Here is an 11,919-nt window from a genome sequence, read left to right as displayed (position 1 = left end):
ACGGGCATCAGCGCGCTCTCCTCAGGACAGGCCGGCGATGAGGCGGTTCAGCACCTCTTCGCTCGTGGTGAGATCGTGGACCATGGCGACGCGCAGGTAGGGCTCGCCGGGATTGTGGCCGGTGAGGTCGCGGGAGGCGAGATAGCCGCCCGGAACCGTACGCAGCCCCTGCTCCTTCCACAGGCGCAGGGCGGCCGCCTCGCCACCGCCGGCGTCCGAGACGTCGAGCCACAGGAAGAAGCCGCCGTCCGGCCGCTTGTATCCGAAGCGCTTGTGGAGAAGGCGGTCGGCGATGTCGAACTTGGACTTGTAGAGCATGCGCGAGGCGATCACGTGCGCCTCGTCCTGAAGCGCGGCCACGGCGACCGCCTGGAGCGGCTCGGGCACCTGCGGGCAGGCGATGCCGCGGAAGGCGAGGAAGTCGCGCAGGAACACCGGGTCGCCGGCCACGAAGCCGACGCGCAGGCCCGGCAGCGACGAGCGCTTGGACAGCGAGTTGAAGGAGAGGATGCCGGAGAAATTGCCCTCGGCCACCTCAAGGACGCCCGTGGGCTTCTCTTCCTCAAGATAGATTTCCGAATAGCATTCGTCGGCAAACAGATAGACGCCGTGGCGACGGGTCATCTCCATGAGCCGGGTGAGATATTCGCGCGAGGCGACGGCGCCCTGCGGATTGGCCGGCGAAGCGAGGAACAGCACCACGGCGCGGTCGAGCAGCGCCGGGTCCAGCGCGTCGAGATCGGGCAGCCAGCCGCTCTCTCGGGTGGTGGGCATAGGCACCACTTCGCAGCCGGCGAGTTCCGCACCGGCGCGGTAGGCGGCATAGAGCGGGTTCGGCACGAGGACGATGGGCGCGCCCTTGCGCTCCGGCCCCCGGCGGCGGGCGATGAAGGTGGCGCTCACGAGACCCTCGCGCGAGCCGTTCAGCGCCAGCACTTCCCGATCCGGGTCGACGGGGCGGGCGAGGGTGTAGCGCTTGCCCAGCCATTCAGCGACGGCGGCGCGGAACTCCGGCGTGCCCTCCTGGCGCGGATAGCGGCCGAAGCCTTCCAGCGTGTCGTGGAGGGCGGACGCCACGAAGTCGGCGAACGCATGCTGCGGTTCGCCCACGGCCGCGGTCAGCGGTGGACGGCCAGGCTCGATACCGGCGAGCAGATCCGCGAGGCGCACGAAGGGCGACCGGCGGTCATCGGAGGGTGTGGTCGCGGATGTGGGCATGGTGTCGGGCATCAGGTTCGCCAGAGAGTGCTTCAGGCAAGGTTAAGAGGGGCCTAACCCGGCCAATGTTCGTTAGGCACGCTCCGATCAGACCGGGCGGTCCGATCGGAGAAACGGTGTCTATCCATGTCTGGAGACTGGTTGACCGCCCCGGCCGGTTCAACCGGGCGGATCAATCTCCACACATGCGGGAGGGCGGCGTGAGGCCGTCAGCTTCCCGAAGCCGCCAGAATGGCGCGGGCGGCGCGGCTGTCCGCATCCATCTGCCGCACCAGCTCGTCCACGCTGGAGAATTTGAGCTCCGGGCGCAGATAGCCGTGAAAGGCCACTTCCACCTCCCGGCCATAGAGATCGCCCGAGAAGTCGAAGATGTGGACTTCAAGCAGGGCGCGCCCGTTGTCGAACGTCGGACGGCGCCCGTAACTTGCAACGGCATCATGCGGAATACCGTCAACCGTGAGCTTAACGGCATAGATGCCGAAGGCGAGTTGAATCTCTTCCGGAAGCGCGAGGTTCGCCGTCGGATAGCCGAGATCCCGCCCACGCTTGTCGCCATGGATGACCACGGAACGCAGGGACCAGTGCCGTCCCAGCATGTGGGCGGCGTGGCCCACCTGGCCGGATTCCAGGGCGCGCCGGATGGCGGTCGAGGAGATGGTGTCGTCGGCTTCCAGGAGCGCTTCCACCACCTCGACGGGAAAGCCGTGCTGCGCGCCCTGCTCCTTCAGGAAGGCGGGAGAGCCGGATCGGGCCTTGCCGAAATGGAAGTCGAAGCCGACGGCCGCCCCCGCGATGCCGAAGGTGCTCACGAGCACCTCGGCCACGAACGCCTCGGCGCTCAGCGCCGCGAGCGCGCCATCGAACGGGAGGACGATCGCGCCCGCAAGGCCCGTCGCCTCGAGCGCGTCCAGCTTCTCCTGCGCCGGCGTCAGGCGGAACAGCGGCGCGCTGGGCTGGAAGAAGGAGCGCGGATGCGGCTCGAAGGTCAGGGCCAGAGTCGGCCGGCCGAGGCGCGCGCCCATGGCGCGGGCGGCCGCGATGACCGCCTGATGGCCGCGATGCACGCCGTCGAAATTGCCGATGGCGAGCACCGGGCGCGCGAGCGGCTCCGGCAGCGGCCGGATGCCTTGAACGACTTGGAAGGACGACTGGGACGCGGGCATCGGCAACCGGCCGGCTCGGGGAAGGGATGTCACCCTTGGCCCACGGGGCTGCCCCCGTCAAGCGCGGGCGGCGATCCGGAGCCGGGGGTGCGCAACTACCAGGAGAGCCGGGGCATTACGGCATTGGGCCTCGGACCGGCGGCGAAGAGCTGCTCCACCAGCTCCATGTCCGGCGGCGCCCCATGTTCCGAACGCAGCTCGATGGCGTGGATGCCGCTGGAGATGAACAGGCTGTCGAAGCCGGCGCCCGCTGCGCCCGTCACGTCCGTGCGCAGGGCATCGCCGATGGCAAGGATGCGGGAGGGAACGGGCACGCTGTCGCGCACGGTCAGGGTCCGCTTGAGGGCTTCCGCATAGATGGGTGGGTGGGGCTTGCCGCAATAGAGGCTGCTGCCGCCCAGTTCGTCATAGAGCTGCGCGATGGCGCCGGCGCAATAGATGAGCCGGTCGCCCCGCTCCACGACGATGTCGGGATTGGCGCACACGAAGGCGAGGTCGCGGGCGCGCATCTGCTCCAGCATGGGCCGGTAGTCGTCCGGCGTCTCCACATCGTCATTGAGGAGGCCGGTGCAGACCACCAACTCCGCCTCGCCGAGCGGCGTGTGGACAAGGTCGAGCCCCGCATAGGTGCCGAGATCGCGGGCCGGGCCGAGGTGGAACATGCGGGCGCCAGGCCGATCGGCCAGTACGCTGCGCGTGACGTCCCCGGAGGTGACGATGCCGTCATAGGCGGTGCGTGGCACGCCCATGCCATCCAGCATGGCCATGACGAACGCGTTGGGGCGCGGCGCATTGGACACGAGGAAGACGCTCGCCCCCGTCGCGCGCACCTGCTCCAGCGCGTGGCACGCGGCGGGGAAGGCGGAGACGCCGTTGTGGATCACGCCCCAGACGTCGCACAGGATGAGATCGTAGTTGCCGGCGATCTCGGAAAAGCCGGACAGGAGCGGCAGGGCACTCCGGGGCGGCGCGACGTCATTCATGAACCCATCTCCTCGGCGCGGGGGCAGGGGGCTGCCCGTGCCGCGGCGCAACGACCGCCCCGGCGCGCCGGTGAGGTGCCACGCCGCGCCGGGCTTCACAAGGCCCAGCCGCGCACATCCGCCTTGCGCTGGGAGACGCGTCGGGTGCCGCAGGTGCGTGCCGCTTCTTTTCTGGCCCCATCGGCTCCGGCCCTTTCCATCCCCCTGCCGGGGGATAGCATCCGCGCGGATTTGCAAGGGAGTACGGAAAGTGACGGGTCTTCGCACATCAGCCCCGGGTTGGACCGACAGACGGGAGCCCACGTGCCGCGATGCCGTGTCGGGCCGTGTTCGGGCCTTGGCATTCGCGGGTCTTGTCGCGGCGGCGGTCTGCGCCGCCCCGGCGCACGCCCAGCCGGCCCCGGCAGCACCGGCCCCTGCGGCCGCCCGTCAGGGGTCGGGATCGGGGCCGCTGCGCGACGTGCGCTATTGCGAGCTGCTGCCCATGTCCATCGGCCTCAACGGCGTCAGCGCCCAGGTGTTCAACACGCTGGGCCACAGCGATTGCCCGCAGGCCAATTGGGACGGCCTCACCGACGGCGAACTGCGCAAGGCCTTCGACGCGCTCTATACGGCGCGCAACGGGCCGCGCTTTTTCCTCATGGACCAGATCATCGCCTCCGGTGCCACCGCCAAGGGCGAAGTGGTGACCGTCAACGGCATCACGCTGGAAAAGCGCGCCGAAGTGCAGCTCACCTTGGCCGAACTGCACGACAAGCCCTATCAGGAAAGGGCCATCGACCGCAGCACCGTCTATCGCTTCGACGCCGGCAAGCCGGTGTTCGAGCTGACCTCACCGGACGGGTCGGTCTATGTGATGCAGTCCTATGCCCAGATCGTGGACCCCAAGCTCACCTATGCCGACCTGCCCGGCCTCGGCGCGAAGCTGAAGCTGCCCGCGGGCTGGACCTATGCCATGAAGACGCTGGCGCAGGACCTGATCCTGTCCGCAAACGGCAAGGCGACGGTGCTGCAGGACGACCTGAAGAACACCTACCAGAAGATCACCCCGCGCTAGCACGGGGCCGGATCTGGTGAAGGCCGCTCCGCCCGCCCTCGGGATCAGGCCGGAGCGGTCTCCTGCGGCAGTTCCTCCACCAGATGGCGGAAGGCATCGCCGCGCACCTCGAAGTTCGGATACTGGTCGAAGCTGGCGCAGGCGGGCGAGAGCAGCACCACGGGATGGTCGAGGCTTGAGGCCGCCGCATCCCGCGCGGCGGCGGCGACCGCTCTGTCCAGCGTGCCGACCACTTCATGGGGCACGTCGCCGCCGAGGGTGGCGGCAAAGTCCGCCGCCGCCTCGCCGATGAGATAGGCCTTGCGCACGCGGGGGAAGAAGGGCTTCAGCGGTGTGATGCCGCCCGCCTTCGGCTTGCCGCCGGCGATCCAGAACACGTCGGAGAAGCTGGCCAGTGCGCGCTCGGCCGCATCCGCATTGGTGGCTTTGCTGTCATTGACGAACAGCACCTTGCCCCGCGTGCCCACCTGCTCCATGCGATGGGCGAGGCCGGGGAAGCGCTGCATCCCCACCGCGATCACCTCATAGGCGAGGCCAAGGCCGCGCGCGGCGGCCATGGCGGCGGCGGCGTTCTGCGCATTGTGCGCGCCGCGCAGCGAGCCGATGCCGGTGAGCGGCAGGCGGAAGACCTCCGCACCCTTCTCGCTCACCACCAGCGTCTCACCGTCGAGCCAGATGCCGTCCGCCAGCGGCTGCTTCACCGAAATGCGCACCACATGGATGCCGGCCGCCTCGGCCCGATTGGCGATGGCGGCGGACGGCGCGTCATCGACGCCCACCACGGCGGTGCCGCCCGGCTGCACGCCAGCGATCAGGCGTTCCTTCACCGCACCGTAATGCTCGAAGGTGCCATGCCGGTCGATATGGTCGGGCGTCAGGTTGAGATGGATGCCGACGGAGGGATCAAGGCCGGGGGCCAGGTCGATCTGGTAGGAGGAGCACTCCACCACATGCACCCGCCCGGCCTTGAATGGCTCCAGCGAGAGGATGGCGGTGCCGATGTTGCCGCCCATCTGCACATCACGCCCGCCCACCTTCATGAGGTGCGAGAGCAGGGCCGTGGTGGTGGACTTGCCGTTGGTGCCGGTGATGGCGGCAAAGGGCGCGGTGGGCTTCAGTGCCCGGCGCTCGCGGCAGAAGAGTTCGATGTCGCCGATGATCTCGACACCCGCCGCGTGCGCGAGGCCGACCGTCCAGTGCGGCACCGGATGGGTGAGCGGCACGCCGGGTGCCAGCACCAGAGCGGCAAAGCCCGACCAGTCCGCCTCGTGCAGATCCGAAACCGTGATGCCGGCGGCCTCGGCCTTCTTGCGGCCCGCCTCGCCGTCATCCCAGCCGATCACCTCCGCGCCGCCGGCAAGGAGCGCCTGCGCGGTCGCAAGGCCCGAGCCGCCGAGGCCGAACACCGCCACCCGGCGGTCCTTGAAAGTGCTGACGGGAATCATGACGCCGAACATCCGAAAGCTGACGGCCCCGCGCGGGATGCGGCGCCGGTGAGTGTCGTGGTGCAGCGGGGCGCGGGCCACCGTGCGAAGCGGCCGGGAGAATACCGTCTTGCGCGCCGCCGTCGAGTTCGCAGGATGACGGAGCCGCCGACCCGAGCGGCGCCGCATTTGGCAGGCACAGCAGAATCGCGGCATTTCCCTTTGCCGCGACACATAAGCTCAAGGACTTCTTCATGGCCGCACCGTCCGCCGACATCGCCCGCATCATCGCCGGCGAGATCGCCGCAAAGCCCGCGCAGGTGGTGGCGGCGGTGGGGTTGCTCGATGAAGGCGCGACGGTTCCCTTCATCGCCCGCTACCGAAAGGAAGTGACCGGCGGCCTCGACGACACCCAGCTGCGCACGCTGGAAGAGCGCCTCTCCTATCTGCGCGAGCTGGAGGCGCGGCGCGCCAGCGTGCTCCAGTCCATCGAGACGCAGGGCAAGCTAACCGACGAGCTGGCCGCGAAGATCCGCGCCGCCGGCACCAAGGCGGAGCTGGAAGACCTCTACCTCCCCTACAAGCCCAAGCGCCGCACCAAGGCGGAGATCGCCCGCGAGCGCGGGCTCGGCGGGCTGGCTGAGGCGATCCTCGCGGACCGCACCAAGGAGCCGTCCGTCCTCGCGCAGGGCTTCCTGAAAGAGGAGGTGCCGGACGTGAAGACGGCCCTCGACGGCGCCCGCGACATTCTGGTGGAGATGTTCGCCGAGAATGCGGATCTCGTCGGCCGCCTGCGCGGGCACCTTCAGGCCAATGCCCGCATCGTCTCGAAGGTGGTGGCGGGCAAGGAGGAGGCCGGCGCCAAGTTCCGCGACTACTTCGACCATTGGGAGAAGTGGGCGACCGTGCCCAGCCACCGCGCGCTCGCCATGCTGCGCGGGCGCAATGAGGAGTTCCTCACTCTCGACATCGAGGTGGACTGGGACGACGCCTCTCCGGTGAAGCCGGTGGAGCGGATGATCGCCGCTTCCGTCAACGTCGGCCCCGTGGGCGGCGGGCCGGGCGATGCCTTCCTGCGGGATGTGGCGCGCTGGGCCTGGCGGGTGAAGCTCTCGCTCCACCTCTCCATCGACCTCATGACCGCCATGACCGAGAAGGCGGAAGAGGAGGCGATCCGCGTCTTCGCCCGCAATCTCAAGGATCTGCTGCTGGCGGCCCCTGCCGGCTCGCGCACCACCATCGGGCTTGATCCTGGCATCCGCACGGGCGTGAAAGTGGCGGTGGTGGACGGCACCGGCAAGCTGCTCGGCACCTCGACGCTCTATCCCTTCCAGCCGCGCAACGACATCGCGGGGGCGAGCGCGGAACTGGCGCACCTCATCGTCAAGCATCAGGTGGAGCTGATCGCCATCGGCAACGGCACCGCGAGCCGCGAGACGGAGAAGTTCGCCGCCGATGTGATCGCCAAGCTTCCCGGCACCAAGCCGCGCACCGTGGTGGTGAGCGAGGCGGGCGCCTCGGTCTATTCCGCTTCCGCGCTGGCGGCGGCCGAAATGCCGGATCTCGACGTGTCGCTGCGCGGCGCCGTCTCCATTGCCCGCCGGCTGCAAGACCCGCTGGCGGAGCTGGTGAAGATCGAGCCCAAATCCATCGGCGTCGGCCAGTACCAGCACGACGTGGACCAGAACCGCCTCGCCAAAAGCCTCGATGCGGTGGTGGAAGACGCGGTGAATGCGGTGGGCGTCGATCTCAACACCGCTTCCGCGCCCTTGCTCTCGCGCATCTCGGGCCTCGGTGCGTCGCTGGCGGAGGCCATCGTCTCCCATCGCAATCAGGTGGGGGCGTTCGCCAACCGCAAGGAACTGCTGAAGGTCGCCCGCCTCGGCCCGCGCACCTTCGAACTGTGCGCCGGCTTCCTGCGCATCACCGGCGGCACCGAGCCGCTGGACGCCTCAAGCGTGCATCCGGAAGCCTATGGGCTCGCGAAGAAGATCATCTCCGCCTGCGGCCGTGACATCCGCAGCCTCATGGGCGACAGCGCGACGCTGAAGCGGCTCGATCCGGCCGTCTTCGTGGACGAGCGCTTCGGCCTGCCCACCGTGCGCGACATCCTCTCCGAGCTGGAGAAGCCCGCCCGCGATCCGCGCCCGGAGTTCAGGACCGCCACCTTCATGGAGGGCGTGAACACGATGTCCGACCTGAAGCCCGGCATGCTGCTGGAAGGCACGGTGACGAACGTTGCCGCCTTCGGCGCCTTCGTGGACATCGGTGTCCATCAGGACGGGCTGGTGCATGTCTCGGCGCTGGCGGACCGCTTCGTGAAGGACCCGCACGAGGTGGTGAAAGCCGGCGACATCGTGAAGGTGCGCGTGGTGGAGGTGGATGTGGCGAGGAAGCGCATCGCCTTGTCCATGCGCAAGGATGGCGGCGAGGTGCGCGCTGCCCGTCCGCAGGGCGGGCCGCCGCAGGGCCGCCCGCTGCCCGGCGGCAAGTTCACCGCCGGCCCCAAGCCCGGCAATGACGGCCGCCGCAACGCTCCGCCCGCTGACGGCGCGCTCGCCGCCGCGCTGGCGGAAGCCATGAAGCGCAAGGGGAACTGACGGGGGCGAGGGTCGATGGACGCGAATTCGATCATGCTGCGCTAGCATCCGGCGATGACCAATTCCCCTCGCATCATCCCGGAGCTCGACGTCACGAGCCTTTCGCTGTCGCTGGAGTTCTACACGTCGGTGCTTGGGTTTCGCGTGCTGTATGACCGACCGGAGGAGCGCTTCGCCATGATCGATCTGGACGGGGCCCGCCTCATGCTGGAGGAGGCGGCCGGACCCGGCCGCCGCTTCACGACAGCCCGCTTGGAACGACCCTTCGGCAGGGGCGTGAACTTCCAGATTGAGGTGGAGAACGCCCGCGGGCTCTATGCCCGCGTGGTCAAGAGTGAAAGCCCGGTGCTTATCCCACTGGAGACGCGGTGGTATCGCGTCGGCTTAAGCGAGCAGGGCAATGAGCAGTTCGTGGTCGGCGACCCGGACGGATACCTTCTCCGGTTCTTTACAGACCTCGGATCACGTCCCGTCTCGTCAGGATAGTCTCACTGCTGGATGCCGCCGAGTTGAGACCGCAACGCCACTCAGAGGCTTTGGGTCACCTGATACTCGGTCACCAGAATTCTGCTCGTGGCGAAAGGGGAGGGCGCGCATGGCGCAGAAGGTGATCGGCCTCATCGGCGGGCTGAGCTGGGAGAGCTCGGCAGAATATTATCGGCTCATCAATGAGGCGGTGCGGGCGCGCCTCGGCGGGGTTGCCTCCGCGCGCTGCTTGATGTGGTCCTTCGACTTCGCGGAAGTGGAAGCGCTTCAGGCCGCCGGCGATTGGGACGCGGCAACGGCGCTCATGGTGGATGCCGCCGGCCGGCTGGAACGGGGTGGGGCCGAAGTCCTCCTCATCTGCAGCAATACCATGCACCGCATGGCGGACGAGGTGGCGGGCGCGGTGCGCGTGCCTCTGCTCCATATTGCCGATCCCACCGCCGCGCGCGTCAAGGCCGCCGGCCTGACCCGCGTCGGCCTACTGGGCACCGCCTTCACCATGGAACAGGACTTCTACAAGGGCCGCCTCGCCACCCGCCACGGGCTCGACGTGCTGGTGCCGGAGGCGGAGGACCGGGCGGTGGTCCACCGCATCATCTATGAGGAGCTGGTGCAGGGTCGCATCGAGGCGGCTTCGCGAGATGCCTACCGGGCCGTCATTGCCCGCCTCGTCGCTCGGGGTGCGGAGGCGGTGATCCTCGGCTGCACGGAGATCATGCTGCTGGTGAAGCCGGAAGACAGCACCGTGCCGCTGTTCGATACGACCGCTCTTCACGCGGAGGCGGCGGTGGCGTTTGCGCTGGGGTGAGGTGCGGGCTCTGCGACCCCGGCCGTTCTACCCCCCTCCCAACCCTCCCCCACAAGGGGGGAGGGCTCTGGGGTCCGTCCGTTAACCCCCTCCCCCCTTGTGGGGGAGGGATGGGGAGGGGGTACACGCGGCCTCCGCAAAAGCGCCCCCTCCATTGACCCTCACCCCTTCAGCCGCTCCGCATGCCAGGCGATGTGGTCGGGCATGAAGGTGGAGATGAAGTAATAGGAGTGGTCATAGCCTTCGCGCATGTGGAGCGTGAGCGGGATGCCAGCCTCCTGGCAGGCCACTTCCAGCAGGCCGGGCCGCAGCCCGGTGGTGAGGAAGGGGTCGGCCGAACCCTGATCCACGAGGAAGCCAGGGAAGCGCGCCCCGTCCGCGATCAAGGCGGTGGCGTCATAGGCCCGCCAGGCGGCGGGATCGGCCCCGAGATATTTCTCGAACGCCGGCTTCGACCAGCCCGCCGTCGAGGGCTGGACGATGGGGGCGAAGGCCGAGCAGCTCCGGTATCGGTCAGGGTTCTTCAGCGCCAGCGTGAGCGCGCCGTGGCCGCCCATGGAATGGCCGAAGATGCCCTGCCGCGCCATGTCTGCCGGGAAGTGTCTGGCCACGAGCGCGGGCAGTTCGTCCCGCACATAGGAGGCCATGCGGTAGTTGGCGGCGTAGGGCGCCTGCGTGGCATCCACATAGAAGCCGGCGCCGCAGCCGAACTGCGAGTTGTCCGGCTCGTCCGGCACGCCGGGGCCGCGCGGGGAGGTGTCCGGGCACACGATCATCAGACCGTGTGCGGCGGCGGCAGCCCGGTACTCGCCCTTCTCCATGACATTGGCATGGGTGCAGGTGAGGCCGGAGAGATACCAGAGCACCGGCACCGGTCCACGCGCCGCCTGTGGCGGCACGAAGACGGCGAAGGTCATCTCGGTTCCGGTGGCCTCGGAGACGTGCCGGTAGACCCCCTGCACGCCGCCGTGGGACTTCGCCGTGGAGAGGGTCTCCATCAGTAGATCACCACCGAGCGGATGGACTTGCCCTCGTGCATCAGGTCGAAGGCGGTGTTGATCTCGTCGAGCGGCATGGTGTGGGTGATGAGATCATCAATGTTGATCTTCCCCTCCATGTACCAGTCGACGATCTTCGGCACGTCCGTGCGCCCCCGCGCGCCGCCGAAGGCGGAGCCGCGCCAGTTGCGGCCGGTGACGAGCTGGAACGGGCGGGTGGAGATTTCCGCCCCCGCCGGCGCCACGCCGATGACGATGGAGGTGCCCCAGCCGCGATGGCAGGCTTCGAGCGCCTGACGCATCACGGTGACATTGCCGGTGCAGTCGAAGGTGAAGTCGGCGCCGCCGTCGGTCAGGTCCTGGATGGCCGAGACCACCTTGTCGGAGCCCACTTCCAGCGGGTTGATGAAGTCGGTCATGCCGAACTTCTTCGCCATCTCCACCTTGGCCGGGTTGATGTCGATGCCGATGATCTTGTCGGCGCCCACCATGCGCGCGCCCTGGATCACGTTGAGGCCGATGCCGCCGAGACCGAACACCGCAACATTGGCGCCGGGCCATACCTTGCCGGTGTAGACCACCGCGCCGATGCCGGTGGTGACGCCGCAGCCGATGTAACAGATCTTGTCGAAGGGGGCGTCCTCCCGCACCTTCGCCAGCGCGATCTCCGGCAGAACGGTGAAGTTCGAGAAGGTCGAGCAGCCCATGTAATGGAAGATCTCGCCGCCATCGCAGGAGAAGCGCGAGGTGCGGTCGGGCATCAGGCCCTGGCCCTGCGTGGCGCGGATGGAGGTGCACAGGTTCGAGCGCTGGGAGAGGCAGGTTTTGCACTGCCGGCACTCGGGCGTGTAGAGCGGGATCACATGGTCGCCCACCTTCAGCGTGGTGACGCCCGCGCCCACCTCGCGCACGACGCCCGCGCCCTCATGGCCGAGGATGGCGGGGAACTTGCCCTCGCTGTCGAGACCGTCGAGCGTATAGGCGTCGGTGTGGCAGACACCCGTGGCCATGATCTCCACCAGCACCTCGCCGGCCTTCGGCCCGCCGATCTCGATGGTTTCGATGGTGAGCGGCTTCTTGGCTTCCCAGGCGACAGCGGCGCGCGACTTCATGACAGACCTCTGGCGTTGATCGCGACGCAGGGCGCCACGATTCGTCGATTCTTGGGGCGGCTCGGGTGGT

Annotated in this window: 10 protein-coding genes; 4 read left to right on the top strand and 6 right to left on the bottom strand. The window is 68.5% G+C overall.

All coding sequences use genetic code 11. From position 1 onward, the window contains the following. Window positions 1-21: 21 nt before the first annotated feature. From DFO45_RS10400 to DFO45_RS10390, 3 genes are all read right to left on the bottom strand, one after another. Window positions 22-1,230, bottom strand: a complete 1,209-nt coding sequence (locus DFO45_RS10400) for an aminotransferase class I/II-fold pyridoxal phosphate-dependent enzyme (protein WP_133864780.1) — start codon at window positions 1,228-1,230, stop codon at window positions 22-24. A gap of 197 nt (window positions 1,231-1,427) precedes the next feature. Continuing rightward, on the bottom strand, window positions 1,428-2,381 hold the full coding sequence (locus DFO45_RS10395; RefSeq protein WP_133864779.1) for a bifunctional riboflavin kinase/FAD synthetase: 954 nt from the start codon (window positions 2,379-2,381) through the stop codon (window positions 1,428-1,430). Window positions 2,382-2,476: 95 nt separating this feature from the next. Further along, window positions 2,477-3,364 carry a TIGR01459 family HAD-type hydrolase gene (locus DFO45_RS10390; RefSeq protein WP_133864778.1) on the bottom strand — a complete coding sequence of 296 codons (888 nt, stop codon included), beginning with the start codon at window positions 3,362-3,364 and terminating at the stop codon, window positions 2,477-2,479. Window positions 3,365-3,680: 316 nt separating this feature from the next. Here DFO45_RS10390 and DFO45_RS10385 point away from each other — a divergent pair, with 316 nt between their 5' ends. Beyond that, entirely contained in the window at window positions 3,681-4,421 is a 741-nt protein-coding gene (locus DFO45_RS10385; protein ID WP_133864777.1) for a hypothetical protein, read from the top strand. Between the two features lie 44 nt (window positions 4,422-4,465). On the opposite strand, the gene murD is transcribed toward DFO45_RS10385, so the two are convergent. Beyond that, window positions 4,466-5,866, bottom strand: coding sequence for a UDP-N-acetylmuramoyl-L-alanine--D-glutamate ligase (gene murD, locus DFO45_RS10380; RefSeq protein ID WP_133864776.1), 1,401 nt, complete (start codon window positions 5,864-5,866; stop codon window positions 4,466-4,468). 233 nt (window positions 5,867-6,099) lie between these two features. Between murD and DFO45_RS10375 the strand changes: the two genes are divergently transcribed. The 3 genes from DFO45_RS10375 (at window position 6,100) to DFO45_RS10365 (ending at window position 9,739) form a co-directional block, all read left to right on the top strand. Continuing rightward, on the top strand, window positions 6,100-8,445 hold the full coding sequence (locus tag DFO45_RS10375) for a Tex family protein (protein ID WP_133864775.1): 2,346 nt from the start codon (window positions 6,100-6,102) through the stop codon (window positions 8,443-8,445). A gap of 54 nt (window positions 8,446-8,499) precedes the next feature. Next, window positions 8,500-8,931: a VOC family protein gene (locus DFO45_RS10370; protein WP_133864774.1), complete on the top strand. Its 432-nt coding sequence runs from the start codon at window positions 8,500-8,502 to the stop codon at window positions 8,929-8,931. A gap of 109 nt (window positions 8,932-9,040) precedes the next feature. After that, on the top strand, window positions 9,041-9,739 hold the full coding sequence (locus DFO45_RS10365) for an aspartate/glutamate racemase family protein (RefSeq protein ID WP_133864773.1): 699 nt from the start codon (window positions 9,041-9,043) through the stop codon (window positions 9,737-9,739). A 161-nt stretch (window positions 9,740-9,900) separates the two neighbouring features. On the opposite strand, the gene fghA is transcribed toward DFO45_RS10365, so the two are convergent. Together fghA and DFO45_RS10355 are read right to left on the bottom strand one after the other, a co-directional pair. Continuing rightward, the gene (gene fghA, locus DFO45_RS10360) at window positions 9,901-10,737 is read right to left on the bottom strand and encodes an S-formylglutathione hydrolase (RefSeq protein WP_133864772.1); all 837 of its coding nucleotides are present in this window, start codon (window positions 10,735-10,737) and stop codon (window positions 9,901-9,903) included. Continuing rightward, window positions 10,737-11,849 (bottom strand): S-(hydroxymethyl)glutathione dehydrogenase/class III alcohol dehydrogenase, encoded by a 1,113-nt coding sequence (locus DFO45_RS10355; RefSeq protein WP_133864771.1) that lies wholly within the window; start codon window positions 11,847-11,849, stop codon window positions 10,737-10,739. The genes fghA and DFO45_RS10355 overlap by 1 nt, the downstream gene beginning before the upstream one ends. Window positions 11,850-11,919 lie beyond the last annotated feature (70 nt).

Origin of the sequence: Azorhizobium sp. AG788, assembly GCF_004364705.1 — a bacterium.
Classification (GTDB): Bacteria; Pseudomonadota; Alphaproteobacteria; order Rhizobiales; family Xanthobacteraceae; genus Azorhizobium; species Azorhizobium caulinodans.
The sequence above is the reverse complement of the archived record's forward strand: the minus strand, read 5'-3'. Positions and strand labels throughout refer to the sequence as shown.